Source organism: Mycobacterium palustre (assembly GCF_002101785.1).
Taxonomy (GTDB): domain Bacteria; phylum Actinomycetota; class Actinomycetes; order Mycobacteriales; family Mycobacteriaceae; genus Mycobacterium; species Mycobacterium palustre.
The window spans coordinates 16,223-37,264 of the sequence record NZ_LQPJ01000070.1 but is presented as its reverse complement, the minus strand read 5'-3'; the positions used below and the strand labels follow the sequence as shown (position 1 = coordinate 37,264).

Annotated in this window: 16 protein-coding genes and 1 pseudogene; 15 read left to right on the top strand and 2 right to left on the bottom strand. The window is 71.6% G+C overall.

The window, feature by feature from the left end; translation table 11 throughout:
* Positions 1-276: 276 nt before the first annotated feature.
* The 12 genes and pseudogenes from sepIVA (at position 277) to AWC19_RS06360 (ending at position 13,989) form a co-directional block, all read left to right on the top strand.
* A complete protein-coding gene (gene sepIVA, locus AWC19_RS06410) occupies positions 277-1,014 on the top strand; it encodes a cell division protein SepIVA (RefSeq protein WP_085077237.1) in 738 nt (245 codons plus the stop codon).
* 150 nt (positions 1,015-1,164) lie between these two features.
* The gene (locus tag AWC19_RS06405) at positions 1,165-1,746 is read left to right on the top strand and encodes a YceD family protein (protein ID WP_085077236.1); all 582 of its coding nucleotides are present in this window, start codon (positions 1,165-1,167) and stop codon (positions 1,744-1,746) included.
* Positions 1,743-2,456 carry a ribonuclease III gene (gene rnc, locus AWC19_RS06400; protein ID WP_085077235.1) on the top strand — a complete coding sequence of 238 codons (714 nt, stop codon included), beginning with the start codon at positions 1,743-1,745 and terminating at the stop codon, positions 2,454-2,456. Before AWC19_RS06405 ends, rnc begins: the two co-directional genes overlap by 4 nt.
* Positions 2,428-2,508 (top strand): annotated as a pseudogene (locus AWC19_RS31530) (hypothetical protein); the annotation flags it as partial. The gene rnc and the pseudogene AWC19_RS31530, both read left to right, overlap by 29 nt.
* 59 nt (positions 2,509-2,567) lie before the next feature.
* On the top strand, positions 2,568-3,428 hold the full coding sequence (gene mutM, locus AWC19_RS06395) for a DNA-formamidopyrimidine glycosylase (RefSeq protein ID WP_085077234.1): 861 nt from the start codon (positions 2,568-2,570) through the stop codon (positions 3,426-3,428).
* 390 nt (positions 3,429-3,818) lie between these two features.
* Entirely contained in the window at positions 3,819-4,232 is a 414-nt protein-coding gene (locus AWC19_RS06390; protein WP_085077233.1) for an OsmC family protein, read from the top strand.
* Positions 4,219-4,500: an acylphosphatase gene (locus AWC19_RS06385; RefSeq protein WP_085077232.1), complete on the top strand. Its 282-nt coding sequence runs from the start codon at positions 4,219-4,221 to the stop codon at positions 4,498-4,500. Before AWC19_RS06390 ends, AWC19_RS06385 begins: the two co-directional genes overlap by 14 nt.
* 133 nt (positions 4,501-4,633) lie before the next feature.
* A complete protein-coding gene (gene smc, locus AWC19_RS06380; protein ID WP_085077231.1) occupies positions 4,634-8,233 on the top strand; it encodes a chromosome segregation protein SMC in 3,600 nt (1,199 codons plus the stop codon).
* A gap of 46 nt (positions 8,234-8,279) precedes the next feature.
* Positions 8,280-9,578 (top strand): signal recognition particle-docking protein FtsY, encoded by a 1,299-nt coding sequence (gene ftsY, locus AWC19_RS06375; protein WP_085077230.1) that lies wholly within the window; start codon positions 8,280-8,282, stop codon positions 9,576-9,578.
* Between the two features lie 188 nt (positions 9,579-9,766).
* Positions 9,767-11,158 (top strand): ammonium transporter, encoded by a 1,392-nt coding sequence (locus AWC19_RS06370; RefSeq protein WP_085077229.1) that lies wholly within the window; start codon positions 9,767-9,769, stop codon positions 11,156-11,158.
* Positions 11,155-11,493, top strand: a complete 339-nt coding sequence (glnB, locus tag AWC19_RS06365) for a nitrogen regulatory protein P-II (protein WP_085077228.1) — start codon at positions 11,155-11,157, stop codon at positions 11,491-11,493. The genes AWC19_RS06370 and glnB overlap by 4 nt, the downstream gene beginning before the upstream one ends.
* A 45-nt stretch (positions 11,494-11,538) precedes the next feature.
* Positions 11,539-13,989 (top strand): [protein-PII] uridylyltransferase, encoded by a 2,451-nt coding sequence (locus AWC19_RS06360; protein WP_085077227.1) that lies wholly within the window; start codon positions 11,539-11,541, stop codon positions 13,987-13,989.
* A gap of 9 nt (positions 13,990-13,998) precedes the next feature.
* Here the strand turns inward: AWC19_RS06360 and AWC19_RS06355 are convergent, their stop codons facing one another.
* A complete protein-coding gene (locus AWC19_RS06355; RefSeq protein ID WP_085077226.1) occupies positions 13,999-15,720 on the bottom strand; it encodes a DEAD/DEAH box helicase in 1,722 nt (573 codons plus the stop codon).
* 122 nt (positions 15,721-15,842) lie between these two features.
* A complete protein-coding gene (locus tag AWC19_RS06350; protein WP_085077225.1) occupies positions 15,843-16,637 on the bottom strand; it encodes an alpha/beta hydrolase in 795 nt (264 codons plus the stop codon).
* Between the two features lie 94 nt (positions 16,638-16,731).
* On the opposite strand from AWC19_RS06350, the gene ffh reads away from it, so the two are divergent.
* Genes ffh through AWC19_RS06335 form a run of 3 tightly spaced genes read left to right on the top strand, consistent with a single transcriptional unit; the run spans position 16,732 to position 21,028 of the window.
* Positions 16,732-18,297 (top strand): signal recognition particle protein, encoded by a 1,566-nt coding sequence (gene ffh, locus AWC19_RS06345; RefSeq protein WP_085077224.1) that lies wholly within the window; start codon positions 16,732-16,734, stop codon positions 18,295-18,297.
* 6 nt (positions 18,298-18,303) lie between these two features.
* Positions 18,304-19,398: a metal-dependent hydrolase family protein gene (locus AWC19_RS06340; RefSeq protein WP_085077223.1), complete on the top strand. Its 1,095-nt coding sequence runs from the start codon at positions 18,304-18,306 to the stop codon at positions 19,396-19,398.
* A 37-nt stretch (positions 19,399-19,435) separates the two neighbouring features.
* A complete protein-coding gene (locus AWC19_RS06335; RefSeq protein WP_085077222.1) occupies positions 19,436-21,028 on the top strand; it encodes a serine/threonine-protein kinase in 1,593 nt (530 codons plus the stop codon).
* Positions 21,029-21,042 lie beyond the last annotated feature (14 nt).

Below are 21,042 nucleotides of genomic sequence, written 5' to 3'. Positions count from 1 at the left end.
TTCCGTCGGGCCGTCCACTCGGCCCTTGGCCCGGAGAATGAGGCCCGACCGGCCGGTCATAGCAAAATCGGTGCCGTGGCCCGCGGGTCCCTAGAATGGCTGCACAACCGGTGCGGGGGCCGGCGGCAAGGGCGTGAATAGGGCAAAGAGGTGCGGCGGCGGCCTGCGGTTGGTCGGGCGAAAGGCCGACACACCGGCTCAGCACCGCTGTCACAGACGTAACAGCAGGCACACTGGTAACAACGTGGATTTGCAGGAAGCCAGGAGGGTATCGCCGTGTACCGAGTTTTTGAAGCGCTGGACGAATTGGGCGCCATCGTCGAAGAGGCCCGCGGCGTGCCGATGACGGCCGGCTGCGTGGTACCCCGCGGCGACGTGCTCGAACTGATCGACGACATCAAGGACGCGATCCCCGGCGAGCTGGACGACGCCCAGGACGTGCTCGACGCCCGTGACTCGATGCTGTCCGACGCCAAGGCGCACGCCGACTCGATGGTGTCCTCGGCGACCACCGAGTCGGAATCGATGCTCAACCACGCCCGCGCCGAGGCCGACCGGCTGCTTTCCGACGCCAAATCGCAGGCCGACCGCATGGTGAGCGAGGCGCGCCAGCACAGCGAGCGGATGGTCGGCGAGGCACGCGAGGAGGCCATCCGGATCGCCACGGCCGCCAAACGCGAGTACGAGGCCAGCGTCAGCCGCGCCCAGGCCGAGGCCGACCGGCTGATCGAGAACGGCAACATCTCCTACGAGAAGGCCGTCCAGGAGGGCATCAAGGAACAGCAGCGCCTGGTGTCGCAGAACGAGGTGGTCCAGGCCGCCAACGCCGAGGCCACCCGCTTGATCGACACCGCGCACGCCGAGGCCGACCGGCTGCGCGGCGAGTGCGACATCTACGTCGACAACAAGCTCGCCGAGTTCGAGGAGTTCCTTAACGGCACGCTGCGGTCGGTCGGGCGCGGTCGCCACCAGCTCCGCACGGCTGCGGGCACGCACGACTACGCGACTCGCTAGCGGCGATCGCGAGGGCGGCGAAGCCGGGCGATGCGGGTCGCCGCCATCGGGCCAGCGGCGATCGCGAGGGCGGCGTAGCCGGGCGATGCGGGTCGCCGCCATCAGGCCAGCGACCTTTTCTTACGCGCCCGGCGCCGTAGGATTTCACCTATGACGCGGCAACACGGCACGACAGCGCGCCATCCGACCTCGCCGACGCGGCTCGACATCACCCGGCTCGGCCGGCGTCCCGGAGCGATGGTCACCCTGCGAAACACGGTGCCGAGCCCCTCGCGCATCGGGCTGCCGATGATCGCGATCGACGAGGGCGCCCCGCTGGAGATGGACTTGCGGGTCGAGTCGGTGTCCGAAGGCGTCCTGGTGACGGGAACGGTCGCCGCGCCGACCGTCGGCGAGTGCGCTCGCTGCTTGACGGCCCTCAACGGGCGGGTGCAGGTCGGGCTGACCGAACTGTTCGCCTACCCGGACAGCACCACCGAGGCGACCACCGAGGAAGACGAGGTCGGTCACATCGTCGACGACACCATCGACCTGGAGCAGTCCATCATCGACGCCGTCGGGCTGGAGCTGCCGTTTTCGCCGGTGTGCAGCCCCGATTGCCCCGGCCTGTGCCCGGACTGCGGCGTCTCGCTCGCTGCCGAACCCGACCATCACCACGACCGCATCGACCCGCGCTGGGCCAAGCTGGCTGAAATGCTGTCCGACCCGGATAACCCGCGGGACCGACGGTGACGTCGCGCAAAACGCTGCTCGACGCGCTCGGGGTCGACCTGCCCGAGGAGCTGCTGTCCCTGGCGCTGACGCACCGCAGCTACGCCTACGAGCACGGCGGGCTGCCGACCAACGAGCGGCTGGAATTCCTCGGCGACGCCGTTCTGGGGCTGACCATCACCGACGAGCTCTACCACCGCCATCCCGACCGTTCGGAGGGCGATCTGGCCAAGCTGCGGGCGAGCGTCGTCAACACGCAGGCGCTGGCCGACGTCGCGCGCAACCTGGCCGATGAGGGCCTGGGCGTCCACCTGTTGCTGGGCCGCGGCGAGGCCAACACCGGCGGCGCGGACAAGTCGAGCATCCTGGCCGACGGCATGGAATCGCTGCTGGGGGCCATCTACCTGCAGCACGGCATCGACACGGCGCGTGAAGTCATCCTGCGGTTGTTCGGCCCGCTGCTCGACGCCGCGCCGACGCTTGGGGCGGGGCTGGACTGGAAGACCAGCCTGCAGGAGCTCACCGCGGCGCGCGGGATGGGCGCCCCTTCTTACGTCGTCACCTCCACGGGACCCGACCACGACAAGGAGTTCACCGCCGTCGTGGTCGTGATGGACACCGAATACGGGACCGGCGTGGGCCGCTCGAAGAAGGAGGCCGAGCAGAAGGCCGCGGCCGCGACCTGGAAGGTGCTGGAAACCCTCGATGCCGCCGGGAAAACCTCCGTTTGAATCCCATGGTGATGACCCGCCGCGCCCGGCTTCGCCGCGCTTGCGATCATCACTGAATCGATGGTGATGACCCGCCGCGCCCGGCTTCGCCGCGCTTGCGATCATCACTGAATGCCCGAGCTGCCCGAAGTCGAGGTGGTGCGCCGCGGCTTGGACGCCCACGTGGTGGGCAAGACGATCACCGCGGTGCGGGTGCACCATCCGCGTGCGGTGCGCCGCCACGAGGCCGGCCCCGCCGACCTCACCGCCCGGCTGCTGGACGCGAAGATCACCGGAACCGACCGGCGCGGCAAGTACCTGTGGCTGCTGCTGGACGCCGACACCGCGCTCGTCGTGCACCTCGGCATGAGCGGGCAGATGCTGCTGGGCGAGGTGCCCCGCAGCGACCACGTCCGGATCTCGGCGCTGCTCGACGACGCAACCGTGCTGAGCTTCGCCGACCAGCGCACCTTCGGCGGCTGGATGCTGGCCGACCTGGTTGAGGTGGACGGCAGCGTGGTGCCGGAGCCGGTCGCCCACCTGGCGCGCGACCCCCTGGACCCCCGGTTCGACGTGGACGCCGTCGTTAAGGTATTGCGCCGCAAGCATTCCGAGATCAAACGCCAACTCCTGAACCAGGAGGTGGTGTCGGGAATCGGCAACATCTACGCCGACGAGGCGCTGTGGCGGGCCAAGCTGCACGGCGCGCGGATCGCGGACACGCTGAGTCGCCGCCAGCTGACCGCCGTCTTGGAGGCCGCGGCCGACGTAATGCGCGACGCGTTGGCGCAGGGCGGAACGTCGTTCGACTCGCTGTACGTCAACGTCAATGGCGAGTCGGGTTACTTCGACCGATCGCTGGATGCCTACGGCCGCGAGGGCCAGAGCTGTCGCCGCTGCGGGGCGGTGATGCGCCGGGAAAAGTTCATGAACCGGTCGTCGTTCTTCTGCCCGCGCTGCCAACCGCCACCGCGGCGTTCGAGTGTGAACTGACGGCTTTGAGTGTGAGGCTGCGGTGACGACACGCCGAGCCGCGCCGCCCAGGGCACACACGCAAAGCCGTGGCTTCACACGCAGCGCCGTGGCTTCACAGGCAGCGCCGTGGCTTCACAGGCAGCGCCGTGGCTTCACACGCGGCGCCGTGGCTTCACACGCGGCGCCGTGGCTTCACACGCGGCGCCGTGGCTTCACACGCGGCGCCGTGGCTTCACAGGCAGCGCCGTGGCTTCACTGGCAGCGCCGTGGCTTCACTGGCAGCGCCGTGGCTTCACTGGCAGCGCCGTGGCTTCACAGGCAAAGCCGTGGCTTCACACGCGAACCCGTGGCTTCCTTTCTGCCTGAGCTGGCGGGAGCGAGCGCCCGGTAGACCGGTAGAAAAGACCCATGACCAAACTGTGGGTGGAACGCACCGGATCGCGCCGCTACACCGGGCGCAGCTCGCGCGGCGCGCAGGTCCTCGTCGGCGGCGAGGACGTCGAGGGCGTCTTCACGCCCGGGGAACTGCTCAAGATCGCGCTCGCGGCCTGCAGCGGCATGTCCACCGACGAGCCGCTGGCCCGCCGGCTCGGCGACGACTACCAGGCCGTGGTCAGGGTGTCGGGCCCGGCCGACCGCGAACAGGAGCGCTACCCGCTGCTCGAGGAGACCCTCGAGCTGGACCTGTCCGGGCTCTCCGACGACGAGAAGCAGCGCGTGCTGGTGGTGGTCAATCGGGCCGTCGAGCTGGTCTGCACCGTCGGGCGCACGCTGCAGTCCGGCACCAAGGTCAACTTCGAGGTCAAGAATGTCGGAGCCTGACGCCCGGCTGACCGCCTGGGTGCACGGCCGGGTCCAGGGGGTTGGCTTTCGCTGGTGGACCCGCTGCCGTGCGCTGGAGCTCGGCCTGACCGGGTATGCGGCCAACCAGGCCGACGGCCGCGTCCTGGTGGTCGCCCAGGGGCCGCGCGAGGCGGCCGAAAAGCTGCTGCAACTCCTCGACGGTGGCGACACCCCGGGCCGGGTCGACAAGGTGGTCGCCGACTGGTCGGCGCCGCAGGAGCGGTTCGACGGCTTTGTCGAGCGGTGAGACGCAAGAACAGGTGACCGATGTGGCCCGTGTGACCGGTGCGTCGCAACGTGAACGGGCGGCGAATTTTGGGCCAGCCCGACACCCCGCGGTGCGCCGGAACAGGCCAACCTGAGCGGTAGTCTGGCTCGCCGTGTACCTCAAGAGTCTGACGCTGAAGGGCTTCAAGTCCTTCGCCTCGCCGACGACTCTGCGCTTCGAGCCGGGCATCACCGCCGTCGTCGGGCCCAACGGTTCGGGCAAGTCCAACGTCGTCGACGCGCTGGCGTGGGTGATGGGGGAGCAGGGGGCAAAGACGCTGCGCGGCGGCAAGATGGAAGACGTCATCTTCGCCGGCACGTCGTCGCGCGCCCCGCTCGGGCGCGCCGAGGTCACCGTCACCATCGACAACTCCGATAACGCTCTGCCCATCGAGTACTCCGAGGTGTCGATCACCCGCCGGATGTTCCGCGACGGCGCCAGCGAGTACGAAATCAACGGCGCGAGTTGCCGTTTGATGGACGTCCAGGAGCTGCTGAGCGACTCGGGGATCGGGCGCGAGATGCACGTCATCGTAGGGCAGGGCAAGCTCGACGAGATCCTGCAGTCGCGCCCCGAAGACCGCCGCGCGTTCATCGAAGAGGCCGCGGGCGTGCTCAAGCACCGCAAGCGCAAGGAAAAGGCGCTGCGCAAACTCGATGCGATGTCGGCGAACCTGGCCCGGCTCACCGACCTGACGACCGAGCTGCGCCGCCAGCTCAAGCCGCTGGGCCGCCAGGCCGAAGTGGCCCGTCGCGCCCAGACCATCCAGGCCGACCTGCGCGACGCCAAGTTGCGCCTGGCGGCCGACGATCTGGTCAACCGGCGGAACGAGCGCGACGCGATCTTCGAGGCCGAGGCCGCGATGCGCCGCGAGCACGACGAGGCCGCCGCGCGGCTGGCGGTGGCTTCAGAAGAGCTGAGCGCGCACGAGACCGCGCTGGCCGACCTGTCGGTGCGCGCCGAATCCGTGCAGCAGACCTGGTTCGGGCTGTCGGCCCTGGCCGAACGGGTGGCCGCCACGGTGCGCATCGCCAACGAGCGTGCCCAGCACCTCGACGTCGAGCCCGTGAGCACCGGCGACACCGACCCGGACGCGCTCGAGGCCGAGGCCCAGCGGGTCGAGGCGGCCGAGCAGCGGCTGCTGGCGGAGCTGGCCGAGGCGCGCACCCGGCTCGACGCCGCCCGCGCCGAGCTCGCCGAGCGCGAGCGCGAGGCCGCCGAGGCCGACCGGGCGCACCTCGCGGCCGTGCGCGCCGAGGCCGACCGGCGCGAGGGCCTGGCGCGGCTGGCCGGCCAGGTGGAGACCATGCGGGCGCGGGTCGAATCGATCGACGACAGCGTCGCCCGGCTGTCCGAGCGCATCGAAGAGGCCGCGACCCGCGCGCAGCAGACGCGGGCGGAGTTCGAAACCGTGCAGGCCCGCGTCGCCGAGCTCGACCAGGGCGAGGTGGGCCTCGACGAGCACCACGAGCGGACCGTGGCCGCGCTGCGGCTGGCCGACGAACGCGTCGCCGAGCTGCAGGCGGCCGAGCGGGGCGCCGAGCGCGAGGTGGCGTCGCTGCGGGCCCGCATCGACGCCCTTTCGGTGGGCCTCGAGCGCAAGGACGGCGCGGCCTGGCTGACCGAAAACCGCTCCGGCGCAGGCCTTTTCGGGCCCATCGCCAAGCTGGTCAAGGTCCGGCCCGGTTACGAGGCGGCGCTGGCCGCGGTGCTCGGGTCGGTGGCCGACGCGCTGGCCGTCGAGAGCTTCGGCGCGGCCCGGTCGGCCATCGCCGCGCTCAAGGAAGCCGACGGCGGCCGGGCGGCCCTGGTGTTGGGCGACTGGCCGGCCGAGCCGCCCGCGCCGGCCGCGGCGCTGCCGGGCGGTGCGTTGTGGGCGCTCGACCTGGTCGAAGCCCCGCCGCGGCTGCGCGGCGCGATCGTCGCCATGCTGTCGGGCGTCGCGGTGGTCCACGACCTGGGCGAGGCGCTGGACCTGGTTGCCGCGCGGCCCGAGCTGCGCGCCGTCACCCTCGACGGCGATCTCGTCGGCGCCGGCTGGGTGAGCGGCGGTTCCGACCGCAAGCTGTCGACTTTGGAGCTGACCTCCGAAATCGACCGCGCAGAAAGCGAATTGAGCGCCGCCGAGGCGCGGGTGGCCCAGCTGAGCGCGGCGTTGTCGGGGGCGCTCGTCGAGCAGGCGGCCCGGCAGGACTCCGCGGAGCAGGCGCTGGCCGCGCTCAACGAGTCCGACACCGCGATCTCCGCGATGTACGAGCAGCTGGGCCGGCTCGGGCAGGATGCCCGCGCCGCCGAAGAGGAGTGGAGCCGGCTGCTGCGGCAGCGCGAGGAGCTGGAGGCGGGGCGCGCGCAGACCGTCGAAGAGGTCACCGAGCTGGAAACGCGACTGCGCAACGCCCAGGAGACCCAGCCGGTGCACGCTGTCGAACCGGTGAACCGCCAGCAGATCGCCGCGGCCGCCGAGAGCGCTCGCGGCGCCGAGGTGGAGGCCCGGCTGGCCGTGCGCACCGCCGAGGAGCGCGCCAACGCGGTGCGCGGGCGCGCGGACTCGCTGCGGCGCGCCGCGGCCGCCGAGCGCGAGGCGCGGATCCGGGCCCAGCAGGCGCGCGCGGCGCGGCTCCGCGCGGCCGCGGTGGCGGCGGCGGTGGCCGATGCCGGCCGGCTGCTGGCGGCGCGGCTGGACCGGGTGGTCGCCGCGGCCGCGGCGATCCGCGACGCCCTGCTCGCCGAACGCCAGCAGCGTTCGGCGGCGATGGCCGCGGTGCGCGACGAGGTCAACGCGCTGGGCGCGCGGGTCGCCCAACTCACCGACGCACTGCACCGCGACGAGGTGGCCAACGCCCAGGCGGCCCTGCGCATCGAGCAGCTCGAGCAGATGGTGCTCGAGCAGTTCGGCATGGCGCCGGCCGACCTGATCGCCGAGTACGGCCCGCAGGTCGCGCTGCCGCCCACCGAGCTGGAAATGGCCGAGTACTTGCAGGCCCGCGAGCGCGGCGAGCAGGTGTACGCCCCCGCCCCGATTCCCTACGACCGGGCCACTCAGGAGCGCCGGGCCAAGCGTGCCGAGCGTGAGCTGGCCGAGCTGGGCCGGGTCAACCCGCTGGCGCTGGAGGAGTTCGCCGCGCTCGAGGAACGCTACAACTTCCTGTCCACCCAGCTCGAGGACGTCAAGGCGGCCCGCAAGGACCTGCTCGACGTCGTCGCCGACGTCGACGCCCGCATCCTGCAGGTGTTCAGCGACGCCTTCGCCGACGTCGAACGGGAATTCGCCGAAGTTTTCACCGTGCTGTTCCCCGGCGGGGAGGGCCGCCTGCGGCTCACCAACCCCGCCGACATGCTCACCACCGGCATCGAGGTCGAGGCGCGGCCCCCCGGCAAAAAGGTGACCCGGCTGTCGTTGCTGTCCGGCGGCGAGAAGGCGCTGACCGCGGTGGCGATGCTGGTGGCGATCTTCCGGGCCCGCCCGTCGCCGTTCTACATCATGGACGAGGTGGAGGCCGCGCTCGACGACACCAACCTGCGCCGCCTGATCAGCCTGTTCGAGCTGCTGCGGGCCCGGTCGCAGCTCATCATCATCACCCACCAGAAGCCCACGATGGAGGTCGCCGACGCGCTGTACGGCGTCACCATGCAGGGCGACGGCATCACCGCCGTGATCTCGCAGCGAATGCGGGGCCAGCAGGTGGGGCAGCTGGTTTCCAGCTCCGCCTAACCAGGCCCGGTCGGGCCGGCGCCGGGCCGCTTGGGAGAATGTCAGCGTGTCCCAAGGTCTTTGGATCGCCGTCGCGGTGGTCGCCATTCTGGTCGTCATCGCCGCGCTGGTCGCAGGCCTGGTGCGGTACCGCCGGCGCCGGATCCGACTGGCCCGGCCAGAGCCGGGCGCGCTCGACCGCTCGGGTGGCTACACCGCGTCGTCCGGCATCACGTTCAGCCGGACCCCGACGGCGGAGCGGATCGACACCAGCGGGCTGCCCGGGGTAGGCGACGACGCGACCGTCCCCCGCGACGCGCCGCGGCGCACGATCTCCGACGTAGAGCTGCCCGAACCCGAGACGGTCGCGCCGCCGAAGCCGCCCGAGGCCCCCGAGATCTCGGTGGCCGCCGGGGCTCCGTTGGCCGCCGAGATCGAGGCCATCGCCCCCACGCAGGGCAGGCTGGAGCGCCTGCGAGGCCGGCTCGCCAAGTCCCAAAACGCGCTGGGGCGCAGCGTGCTGGGCCTGATCGGCGGCGGCGACCTGGACGAGGAATCCTGGCAGGACGTCGAGGACACCCTGCTGGTCGCCGACCTGGGCCCGGTGGTCACCGAGTCGGTGGTCGGGCAGCTGCGCGGCAGGCTCGCCAGCGGCAACGTCCGCACCGAGGCCGACGCCAAGGCCGTGCTGCGCGACGTGCTGATCACCGAGCTGCAGCCGGGCATGGACCGCTCGATCCGCGCGCTGCCGCACCCCGACCACCCCTCTGTGCTGCTGGTCGTCGGCGTCAACGGCACCGGCAAGACCACCACCGTCGGCAAGCTGGCCCGGGTGCTGGTGGCCGACGGGCGGCGCGTCGTGCTGGGCGCGGCCGACACCTTCCGGGCCGCGGCCGCCGATCAGCTGCAAACCTGGGCCTCGCGGGTGGGCGCGGAGGTGGTGCGGGGGCCCGAGGGCGCCGACCCGGCGTCGGTGGCGTTCGACGCCGTCGCCAAGGGCATCGCCTCCGGCGCCGACGTGGTCGTCATCGACACCGCAGGGCGGCTGCACACCAAGGTCGGGCTGATGGACGAGCTCGACAAGGTCAAGCGCGTGGTGACCCGGCGCGCCGAGGTCGACGAGGTGCTGCTGGTGCTCGACGCGACGATCGGGCAGAACGGGCTGGCGCAGGCCCGGGTGTTCGCCGACGTCGTCGACATCACCGGCGCGGTGCTGACCAAGCTGGACGGAACGGCCAAGGGCGGCATCGTTTTCCGCGTCCAGCAGGAGCTCGGGGTGCCGGTCAAGCTGGTCGGGCTCGGCGAGGGCCCCGACGATTTGGCGCCCTTCGAACCCGCCGCCTTCGTCGACGCGCTGCTCGGCTGATCCCCCCTGATAGGGCGCGCGCGACGTTAATAACGCCGAAACACGGCGGCCCCATTGCGGAAACAACCATTGCGCATGGTTCTCGCAGGCCACAGGCACCTGCCTGCCGGCCTGCTGATGCCGACCGGAGGTGAAAGCGAGTGAGTTTCCCGCAATTGGGCCAACCCGATACCGGTGATACCGCCTGGATGTTGGCGAGTTCCGCTCTGGTGCTGTTGATGACGCCGGGTCTTGCCTTTTTCTACGGCGGCATGGTCCGTACCCGAAGCGTGCTCAACATGATCATGATGAGCATCAGCGCGATGGGCGTGGTCACCGTGCTGTGGGTGCTGTACGGCTACTCGATGTCATTCGGTGACGACAAATGGGGTGTCGTCGGAAAGCCGTCCGACTACTGGGGTCTGGCGAAACTGATCGGCGGCAACGCGGTCAAAGCCGACCCGAGCAAGGGCGTCTCCCAGGTGGACATCCCGCTCGCCGGCACCATGCCCGCCACCGTGTTCGTGGCCTTCCAGCTGATGTTCGCGATCATCACCGTCGCCCTAATCTCGGGCGCGGTGGCCGACCGGCTGAAGTTCACCGCGTGGCTGGTGTTCGCCGGTCTGTGGGCGACACTGGTGTACTTCCCGATCGCACACTGGGTCTTCGCGGTCGACGGCTTCGCTTCGGAGCACGGCGGGTGGATCAACAACAAGCTGCACGCCATCGACTTCGCGGGCGGGACGGCGGTCCATATCAACTCCGGTGTCGCGGGCTTGGCGCTGGCGATCGTGCTGGGCAAGCGCCGCGGCTGGCCGACGACGCTGTTTCGCCCGCACAACCTGCCGTTCGTGATGCTGGGCGCCGGGCTGCTGTGGTTCGGCTGGTTCGGTTTCAACGCCGGGTCGGCCACCAGCTCGAACGGCACGGCCGGGTCGACCTTCATGACGACGACGGTCGCCACGGCCACGGCCATGCTCGCGTGGCTGCTGACCGAGCGCATCCGCGACGGGAAGCCCACGACTTTGGGGGCCGCCTCGGGCATCGTCGCCGGGCTGGTCGCCATCACCCCGTCGTGCTCGTCGGTCAACATCCTGGGCGCGATCGTGGTCGGCGCGGTCGCCGGCGTGGTGTGCGCGCTGGCGGTCGGCCTGAAGTTCAAGCTCGGGTTCGACGACTCGCTGGACGTGGTCGGGGTGCACCTGGTCGGCGGGCTCGCGGGCACGCTGCTGGTCGGCCTGCTCGCCGCGCCGGAGAGCACGGCCATCAACGGCGTGGCCGGGGTGTCCAAGGGGCTGTTCTACGGCGGCGGCTGGGCGCAGCTCGAGCGCCAGGCAATCGGCGCGTTCGCCGTCCTGTTCTACTCCGGCATCGTCACCTTCATCCTGGCCTTGATCCTCAAGTACACCATCGGGCTGCGGCTCAACCCCGAGGCGGAATCCTCGGGCATCGACGAGGCTGAGCACGCTGAGAGCGGTTACGATTTCGGAGTGATCGGCGGCCAGGGGTCGGTGCTTCCGACACGGATCGCCGTGGCGGATACGCGCAACGGCCTTGATGAAGAGCGATTGGGCGACAAAGTGGAGGCAGAGCAGTCATGAAGCTGATCACCGCGATCGTCAAGCCGTTCACTCTCGACGACGTCAAGACCAGTCTCGAGGAGGCGGGCGTCCTGGGGATGACGGTCAGCGAAGTCCAGGGCTACGGACGCCAGAAGGGCCACACCGAGGTGTACCGCGGCGCGGAATACTCCGTGGACTTCGTGCCCAAGGTGCGCATCGAGGTCGTCGTCGACGACTCCATCGTCGACAAGGTCGTGGACAGCATCGTCCGAGCGGCGCGCACCGGCAAGATCGGCGACGGCAAGGTGTGGGTCAGCCCCGTGGAGACGATTGTGCGGGTGCGCACCGGTGAACGCGGGACCGACGCTCTGTGACGCTGACCGAAAATTGCTGATCGAACCCCGGCGGGCCGGGGAGGGATGAATCCCAACTCTCCCGACCCGTCCGGGGACCAAGCGGGAACCGAAAGCGCCGGCGCGGCAATCGATTTGGCTGCCGCCCGGCGCGATCTGCTGTCCGAGGGTGCCCGGCTGCACGCGGCCGAACTGCGGCACGCGTGGCTGGATTTGCACCTGTCATGGTTGGCGGCCAAGGCCACCGAGATCGGAATCACCGACAGCAGTGGCCTTTCCATCGTCGGCATCGGCGGCTTGGGGCGCCACGAACTATTGCCCTATTCCGACCTCGACCTGATGCTGTTGCACGCCAACAAATCCGACAGCGAGTTACAACGGGTCGCCGACAAACTCTGGTATCCGTTGTGGGACGCCAACGTTCGGCTCGACCACAGCGTGCGAACGGTCGCCGGGGCGCTCGGCGTCGCCAACGCGGACCTGATCGCGGCGCTGGGCATGTTGGACGCCCGCCACATCGCCGGGGATGCGCGGCTGTCCGACGAATTGATCGCCGGCGCAAGAAGGCAGTGGCGCAGCGCGATTCGCTCGCGGATGGACGAGCTCGTCGACATCACCAACGCCCGCTGGCAGCGTTGCGGCCGGATCTCGCAACGCGCCGAGCCCGACCTGAAGTCGGGCCGCGGCGGGCTGCGCGACGTGCAACTGCTCGACGCGCTGGGGGTGGCCCAGCTCATCGACCGCCACGGCATGGCCCGCCCGGAAACGCCGGGAGGTTCGCTGGACGACGCCTACCTGACGCTGCTCGACGTGCGCACCGAGCTGCACCGCGTCTCGGGTCGCGGCCGTGATTTGCTGCTGGCCCAGTACGCCGACGAGATCAGCGCGGCCCTGCATTTCGGCGACCGGTTCGACCTGTCGCGCAAGCTGTCCGGCGCCGGGCGCACCATCGCCTACCACGCCGAGGCCGGCCTGCGGACCGCCCAGAACGCGCTGCCGCGGCGGGGCGTCTCGGCCTTGGTGCGTCGCCCGAAGCGGCGACCGCTCGACGAGGGCGTCGTCGAATACGCCGGGGAGATCGTGCTGGCCCGCGACGCGGCGCCGGAGACCGACGTCGGCTTGGTGCTGCGGGTGGCCGCGGCGTCGGCCGACACCGGCTTGCCGATCGCCGCCGGGACGCTGGCCCGGTTGGCCGCCGCCGCGCCCGACATGCCGAGCCCCTGGCCCAGCGAGGCGCTGGACGACCTGCTCGTCGTGCTGTCCTCCGGACCGACCATGGTCGCGACCATCGAGGCGCTCGACCGCACCGGGCTGTGGGGTCGGCTGCTGCCGGAATGGGACGCGATCCGCGACCTTCCCCCCCGCGACGTCGCGCACAAATGGACGGTGGACCGCCACGTCGTCGAAACCGCCGTCAACGCGGCGCCGCTGGCCACCCGCGTGGCGCGGCCCGACCTGCTCGCGCTCGGGGCGCTGCTGCACGACATCGGCAAGGGCCGCGGCGTCGACCACAGCGAACTCGGGGCGGCGATGACCCACGAAATCGGTCCCCGGCTCGGCGTCGCGCCCGAAGACGTCGAGCTGCTGGCCACGTTGGTCCGCCACCACCTGCTGCTGCCCATCGTCGCCACCCGCAGCGACCTGAAGGACCCGAAAACCATCGAGGGCGTCTCCGAAGCCCTCGGCGGCGACCCGTTGGTGCTCGAGGTGCTGCACGCGCTGACCGAGGCGGACTCGAAGGCCACCGGTCCAGGCGTGTGGAGCGAATGGAAGGCGTTGCTGATCGACGACCTGGTGCGGCGCTGTCGGATGGTGATGGCCGGCGAGCCGCTGCCGCATGCGGACCCGACTGCCCCGCATTACCTTTCGCTGGCCGCCGACCGTGGCGTGCATGTGGACGTCGCGCCGGGCGACAGCGCGCGGACCTATCGCGTGGTGATGATCGCCCCGGACCAGCGCGGGTTGGTGTCGAAGGCGGCCGCCGTGCTGGCGCTCAACTCGCTGCGGGTGCATTCGGCCACGGTCAACAGCCACGGAGGCGTCGCGATCACCGAGTTTGTGGTGTCACCGCACTTCGGCTCCCCGGCCGCGGCCGAGCTGCTGCGCCAGCAGTTCGTCGGCGCGCTGGCCGGCGACATCGACGTCCTGGCCATGGTAAAACAGCGTTCCGACGAGGCCGCCAGTTCTCGCGCGGGCGAGGTGCAGGCCGGGGTACCGGTGACCCGCTCGACCGCCCCGCCCCACGTGGTGTGGCTCGACACCGCCGGCGACGGCCGGCTGATCCTCGAGGTCCGCGCCACGGACCGGCCCGGCCTGCTAGCGCTGCTGACCCGGGCCCTCGAGCGCGCCGGGGCCGACATCGGGTGGGCCAAGGTGCACACGTTCGGCTCGACGGCGGCCGACGTGTTCTGTGTGGAGCTGCCCTCCGAGGCCCCCGAAGAGCTCGACGCGCAGGCCGCGGTGGAAAAGCAGCTGCTGGCCGTGCTGGGCGAGCCGGGCGAGGTGACGTTCGGTTAGGCGGGCCGCTTACCTCAAGTAGGTCCACGCCGTCTGCTCGGAATTCAGCTGCCGCAGCGCCTCGATGCGGGCCTGGATCTGCTCGCGGGTCGCCGCGGCGATCGGCGGGCCGCCGCAGCGCCGCCGAAGTTCACTGTGGATCCAGCCGTGCGGTTTGCCGGTGCGGTGGTGGGTGGCCGACACCAGGGTGTTCAGCTCGCGGCGCAGCTCGCGCAGCTGGCCGTGCATGGACGGCACCGCCGTCGGTGGCGCCGCGGGGCCGGAGGCGGCCCGCTTGCGGAGCTGCTCGTCCTGGCGCCGGTGCAGCAGGGCGCGCATCTGCTCGGCGTCGAGCAAGCCGGGCAGGCCGAGGTAGTCGGCCTCCTCGTCGCTTCCGGCCGGGGTCGCGGTGCCGAACGAGGACCCGTCGAAGATGACCTGGTCCAGTTCGGCGTCGGCCCCCAGCGCGGTGAATGCCTTGTCGGTGTCGGTCTTCTCGGTCTGCGTCCGGACGGCCGGGTCGCCGTCGAGGGGATCCACGGCCTCGCGGTGCGGCTGGCCGAGCACGTGGTTGCGCTGGGCCTCCAGCTCGCTGGCCAGCTGCAGCAGGCTGGGCACCGAGGGAAGGAAGACGCTCGCGGTTTCCCCGGGCCGCCGCGACCGCACGAACCGGCCGATGGCCTGGGCGAAGAACAGCGGCGTGGAGGCGCTGGTGGCGTAGATCCCGACCGACAGCCTCGGCACGTCGACGCCCTCGGAGACCATGCGCACCGCGACCAGCCATCGGCTGGTGCTCTCGGCGAACTCGGTGATGCGTGCCGACGATCCCGGGTCGTCGGACAGCACGACCGTCGGTTCCTCGCCGGTCAGCCGCTTCAGCAGGGCGGCGTAGGCGCGCGCCGCCGCCCGGTCGGACGCGATGATCATGCCGCCGGCGTCGGGCACATCGACCCGCTTCTGGCGCAGCCGCTCGTCGGCGGCCGCGATCACCGCGGGCATCCACTCGCCGGCGGGGTCGAGCGCCGTGCGCCACGCCCGCGCGGTCTGCTCGGCCGACAGCGGCTCGCCCAACCGCGCGGCGTGCTCTTCGCCGGCGCTGTCGCGCCAGCGCGCCTCCCCGGAGTAGGCGAGGAACACCACGGGCCGCACTACGCCGTCGGCGAGCGCCTCGGCATAGCCGTAGACGTGATCGGCCCGCGACCGCAGCACCCCGTCGGCCCCGGCCTCATATGTGACGAACGGGATCGGGCTGTCGTCGCTGCGAAACGGTGTGCCGGTCAGGGCGAGTCGGCGGGTGGCGTCGCCGAAGGCCTCGCGGATGGCCTCGCCCCAGGTCTTGGCGTCGCCTCCGTGGTGGATCTCGTCGAAGACGACCAGTGTCTTGCGCTGCTCGGTGCGCACCCGGTGCAGCGTCGGATGCGCGGCGACCTGGGCGTAGGTGACCATCACGCCGTGGTACTCCGGCGAGGTCTGGGGGCTGGTGTTGGAAAATCGCGGGTCCAGGGCCAGGCCGTGCCGCTGCGCTGCCAGCGCCCACTGCACCTTGAGGTGTTCGGTGGGCACCACGACGGTGATCTGCTCGACGGCCCGCTGGCCGAGCAGCTCGGCCGCCACCCGCAGCGCAAACGTCGTCTTGCCCGAGCCCGGGGTGGCCACCGCGAGGAAGTCGCGCGGCTGGGCGGCGAGGTAGCGCACCAGCGCGCGGCGCTGCCACCCGCGCAACGCCAGGCCCGCGTCGCTGCCCGACTGCATCGACTTGGGCTCCCCCCGTAGCGCGCAAAGGTGTTGGTGTTCCGCGACATGGCCGGCGGCCGAACGCGGGTGTGAAATGTAGCATGCCAACGGTTTTCGCCGCAGCAGCGACGCGGGGGCGGTTATCGGGCCGGGGCCGCCAGGTCCCGGGTTTGCAGCCAGCCGTGGATTCGTTTGGCGACGTCAGGCCAGCCGGGCTCGAGCATCATGTTGTGTCCCATCGCAAAGAATTCCGGCCGCGTCCCGTACGCCCGCGCCGTGGCGCGCACGGCGCCCCGGCTGACGAAGCCGTCGTGCACGGCGCCGAGCACCAGGATGGGGGTCGTGACCCGCCGGGTGTCGACCCGGCGCCGCATCGGGTCGGTCATCGCGGCGCGGATGCTTTCGGGCCCGGCGCGGCGCCAGCACTGTTCGACGATGGCCGCGGGCGTGTCGGCGCAGAACAGGTATCTGCGGGCGAGCGTCGCAGAGCTCAGGAACCTGACCAGGGTGGGGTCGTTGAACGACTTGACCATCATCTGTGGGCGGCGCCGCCAGACCCGCAGCGCCGTGCCCAGCACGCCGGACGGCGGCAGCGAGCCCACCAGCACCGCGGCGGGGGCGGCGTGGTCCTCGAGGTAGCGCTGTATCACGTAGCCGCCCAGGGAGTGCCCGATCAGCACGGGGCCACCGCCCAGATCGTCGGCCACCGAACGGACGTCGTCGATGTAGTCGGCGACCGACACCTTCTGCAGGGGTTTGTCCGTGGGGCTGGTGCCGTGCCCGCGCATGCTCATGGCCACGGCGCGATAGCCGGCGTCGGCGAAATAGTCGAGGAAGTTCTCCCAGCACCACGCGGCATGCCAACCGCCGTGGACGAACAGCAGCGGCACCGGATGCGCGTCGCCGCCCGACCCCTTCTCGATCACCTCGAGCATGAGCCGACTTTGGTTTGCCGGCCGCCGGCCGTCAAGGCCCTAGCCGAGCCGCGCCCCGCGGCGCGGGGCTCGCACTCACCACTAGGCTGGTCGGGTGTTTGAATCGCTGTCTGACCGGTTGACCGGTGCCCTACAGGGACTGCGCGGCAAGGGTCGACTGACCGACGCCGATATCGAGGCCACCACCCGCCAGATCCGGCTGGCGCTGCTGGAAGCCGACGTTTCGCTCCCCGTCGTGCGCGCGTTCGTCGGCCGCATCAAGGACCGCGCCAGGGGCGCCGAGGTCTCGGGCGCGCTGAACCCGGCGCAACAGGTCGTCAAGATCGTCAACGAAGAGCTCATCGGCATCCTGGGCGGCGAGACCCGCCAGCTCGCGTTCGCGAAGACCCCGCCGACGGTCGTGATGCTCGCCGGCCTGCAGGGTTCCGGAAAGACCACGCTGGCGGGCAAGCTGGCGGCGTGGCTGCGCGGCCAGGGACACACCCCGCTGCTGGTGGCCTGCGACCTGCAGCGCCCCGCCGCCGTCAACCAGCTCCAGGTCGTCGGTGAGCGCGCGGGCGTACCGGTGTTCGCGCCGCATCCGGGCGCCGGGGCGCCGGGCGCCGACGCCGGGCCGCCCGACCCGGTCGCCGTCGCCGCGGCGGGGCTTGCCGAGGCGCGCACCAAGCACTTCGACGTCGTCATCGTCGACACCGCCGGCCGGCTGGGCATCGACGACGAGCTGATGGACCAGGCGGCGGCCATCCGCGACGCCGTCGACCCCGACGAGGTCCTGTTCGTCCTCGACGCGATGATCGGCCAGGACGCCGTCACCACCGCCGAGGCGTTCCGCGAGGGCGTCGGCTTCACCGGGGTGGTGCTGACCAAGCTCGACGGGGACGCCCGCGGTGGCGCCGCGCTCTCGGTCCGCGAGGTCACCGGGGTGCCGATCCTTTTCGCGTCCAGCGGCGAGAAGCTCGAGGACTTCGACGTCTTCCACCCGGACCGGATGGCCAGCCGCATCCTGGGCATGGGCGACGTGCTCACCCTGATCGAACAGGCCGAGCAGGTCTTCGACGCCCAGCGCGCCGAGGAGGCCGCGGCCAAGATCGGCACCGGCGAGCTGACGCTGGAGGACTTCCTCGAGCAGATGCTGGCCATCCGCAAGATGGGCCCGATCGGAAACCTGCTGGGCATGCTGCCCGGCGCGGGCCAGATGAAGGAGGCGCTGGCCCAGGTCGACGACAAGCAACTCGACCGGCTGCAGGCCATCATCCGAGGCATGACGCCCGAGGAGCGGGCCGACCCGAAGATCATCAACGCCTCGCGCCGGCTGCGCATCGCCAACGGTTCGGGGGTGACGGTGTCGGAGGTCAACCAGCTGGTCGACCGCTTCTTCGAAGCCCGCAAGATGATGTCGTCGGTGATGGGCGGCATGGGGTTCCCCGGCATGGGCCGCAAGACCTCCTCGCGCAAGGCCAAGTCGGGCAAGGGCAAGAAGGGCAAGAAGGGGGCGCGCGGCCCGACGCCGCCGAAGGTGCGCAACCCGCTCGGCGCGGGGATGCCCGGCATGCCCGCCGGGTTCCCCGACCTCTCGCAGATGCCCGAGGGCCTCAACGAGCTGCCCCCCGGGCTGGCCGACTTCGACCTGTCCAAGCTCAAGTTCCCTGGCAAGAAGTAGCGCGCGGTGCGCCTGCACGTGCGAGGCCTCGGGCTGCCCGACGAGGCCGAGACCCAGCTGTGGATCGTCGACGGCCGCATCAGCGCCGAACCCGTGGCGGGGGCCGACACCGTCTTCGGCTCGTCCGGTTCGCCGGGCTGGATCCTGCCCGGGCTGGTCGACGCGCACTGCCATGTCGGGCTCGGCGACCGGGGCGAGATCCCGCTCAAGGACGCGGTCGCGCAGGCCGAGACCGAGCGTGACGTCGGCGCGCTGCTGCTGCGGGACTGCGGCTCACCCACGGACACCCGCAGCCTCGACGACCACGACGACCTGCCGCGCATCATCCGCGCCGGAAAGCACCTGGCCCGGCCCAAGCGATACGGGCCGGGCATGTCCCGCGAGCTCGAAGACGAATCGCAGCTGCCGGCCGCCGTCGCCGAGGAGGCGCGGCGCGGCGACGGCTGGGTCAAGCTGGTCGGCGACTGGATCGACCGCAGCGTCGGCGATCTGGCGCCGCTGTGGTCCGACGAGGTCCTCAAGGCGGCCATCGACGCCGCGCACTTTCACGGCGCCCGCGTCACCGCACACGTCTTCAGCGAGGACGCGCTGCCCGGCCTGATCAAGGCGGGCATCGACTGCATCGAACACGGCACCGGGCTCACCGACGACACCATCGCCCTGATGGTCGAGCACCACACCGCGCTGGTTCCGACGCTGGTCAACATCACCGAGAACTTCCCCGGCATCGCCGACGCCGCGGCGCGGTACCCGACCTACGCGGCCCACATGCGCGACCTGTACGCCCGAGCCCCGGCACGGATCGCCGCCGCGCGCGAGGCCGGGGTGCGACTGTACGCCGGCAGCGACGCCGGCAGCCTGGTGGCCCACGGGCGCATCGCCGACGAAATCGAGGCCCTCAAGGGCATCGGGATGAGCCCGACCGAGGCCCTGGGGGCGGGGTGCTGGGACGCCCGCCGCTGGCTGGGCCGCCCCTGCCTGGAATACGGGGCCTCGGCCGACCTGTTGTGCTACTCGCGGGACCCACGGTCGGGTCCCGCGGTTCTGAACCGGCCAGATCTTGTGATCCTGCGCGGCAAGGTCTTTCGGCCATCGGGCTAGACGGGCGCGGCGTCGCGATCGCGGATAGGATCGTTCGATGGCGTTGGCCAGCGGTGCGTCGTTCGCCGGATGCATCGTCGCGCGGAGGCTGGGTGCTGGAGCGACCGGCGCGGTCTACCTCGCCCAGGACCCCCGACGGTCGCGCTGGCAGGTCCTCAAGGTTCTGACGCCGGCGCTGTCCGGCGACGAGGGATTCCGCCGGCGCTTTCTGGCCGAGAGCCCGGTCGCGGCAAGCCTTCGCCACCCGCACATCGTCGACGTGAGCGACCGCGGCGAGTTCGACGGCCAGCTTTACGTCGTCATGGATTACGTCGACGGGATCAACGCCGCGCGGCTGATCACCGATCGATTCCCGGCGGTCGCCCCGGTGGGGGAGGCGCTTGCCGTCGTGACCGCCGTCGCGGCCGCCCTCGACCACGCGCACGAGCGCGGTGTGCTGCACGGTGACGTCAAACCCGCCAACATCTTGCTGCCGGGCCGCGACGAGGGCGAGCAGCGGATCCTGGTGTCCGACTTCGGGATAGCGCCTGGACGCGGCACGGCGGGCTACGCCGCGCCCGAACGCTTGCGCGGCGGCCTCCTCGACGGGCGCGCCGACCAGTACGCGCTGGCCGCCAGCGCCTTCCACCTGCTGACCGGCGCGCCGCCGCCACCGGGCCAGGAGCCGCCCAGGCTCAGCGACCAACGCCCGGAACTGGCGCGCCTCGACCGCGTGTTCGCCCGGGCGCTCGCCGCAGAACCCGCCGACCGGTTCGAGACCTGCCGCGACTTCGCCGAGGCGGCCAACCGAGCCGGCATCTTTGGCGGTGACCGCCGGGGAGATCCCGTCCTGGTCGGCGAGCATCCCGTCCGCGCCCGGCCCTCCCGCGGCGACATCGATGCCGGCAAGGTCGCCGCCAAGGTCCGGCCCGCGCGCGGCCGGCGCGCGCCCCAGGGCAGCTCCGCGGCGCCCCCCGCCCCGCGGCGGCCGGGCGGGCCCGCGCCGAGAGGCCGGCGCCGGCGCAAGATCCTGCTGGCCGTCACCGCCATGGTGCTCGTCGCCGGATTGCTCGCGCTGAACCTGGTCGCCGGCCGCAAGACCGGGGCCGCGCCCGCCCCGGCCGTCCGGCCGACCGGCCCATCGGCGGCGCCGCGCGACCCGGCCGCCCCGCCGGTCGCGCTCGAAGGCACCTACCGCCTCGAGGTGCGGCGCACCGAGCAGACGTTCGACCACACGCCCGACCCGCAGCCGCCCGACGTCGACACCTGGTGGGCGTTCCGCTCGTCGTGCGCGGCCGGTTCGTGCACGGCCGTCGGCGTGCTGCTGGACGACGCCGACCACACGCGGCCGAAGTCGCCCGGTGGCCAGCCCGTCGTCCTCGACTTCCGTGACGGCCGATGGCTCTCCCGCCCGGAGCCCTCGACGTTTCCCTGTGTCGGGCGCGACGGGGTGGCGGCGGCGCAGGCGACCACGCAGGTGCTGTCGCTGCGGCCGGGGCCGGCGGGGGAGTTGGCGGGCGAGATGACGGTGACCGCGCACGGCGACGAGTGCGGCCAGCGGGGGGCCGTGCTGCGGGCGCCCGCGGTGGCCACCCGCACCGGCGACACGCCCCCGGCCGTCGCGGTGCCGGACCCGCCCGCGCCCCGCTGACCAGCGGTTTTGCC

Coding starts and splice junctions, on each gene's coding strand:
- AWC19_RS06355 (WP_085077226.1), bottom strand. CDS start 15,720: ATGCAGTCGGGCAGCGACGCGGGCCTGGCGTTGCGCGGGTGGCAGCGC.
- glnB (WP_085077228.1), top strand. CDS start 11,155: ATGAAGCTGATCACCGCGATCGTCAAGCCGTTCACTCTCGACGACGTC.
- AWC19_RS06405 (WP_085077236.1), top strand. CDS start 1,165: ATGACGCGGCAACACGGCACGACAGCGCGCCATCCGACCTCGCCGACG.
- mutM (WP_085077234.1), top strand. CDS start 2,568: ATGCCCGAGCTGCCCGAAGTCGAGGTGGTGCGCCGCGGCTTGGACGCC.
- AWC19_RS06335 (WP_085077222.1), top strand. CDS start 19,436: ATGGCGTTGGCCAGCGGTGCGTCGTTCGCCGGATGCATCGTCGCGCGG.
- AWC19_RS06350 (WP_085077225.1), bottom strand. CDS start 16,637: ATGCTCGAGGTGATCGAGAAGGGGTCGGGCGGCGACGCGCATCCGGTG.
- AWC19_RS06370 (WP_085077229.1), top strand. CDS start 9,767: ATGTTGGCGAGTTCCGCTCTGGTGCTGTTGATGACGCCGGGTCTTGCC.
- AWC19_RS06390 (WP_085077233.1), top strand. CDS start 3,819: ATGACCAAACTGTGGGTGGAACGCACCGGATCGCGCCGCTACACCGGG.
- AWC19_RS06360 (WP_085077227.1), top strand. CDS start 11,539: ATGAATCCCAACTCTCCCGACCCGTCCGGGGACCAAGCGGGAACCGAA.
- AWC19_RS06385 (WP_085077232.1), top strand. CDS start 4,219: ATGTCGGAGCCTGACGCCCGGCTGACCGCCTGGGTGCACGGCCGGGTC.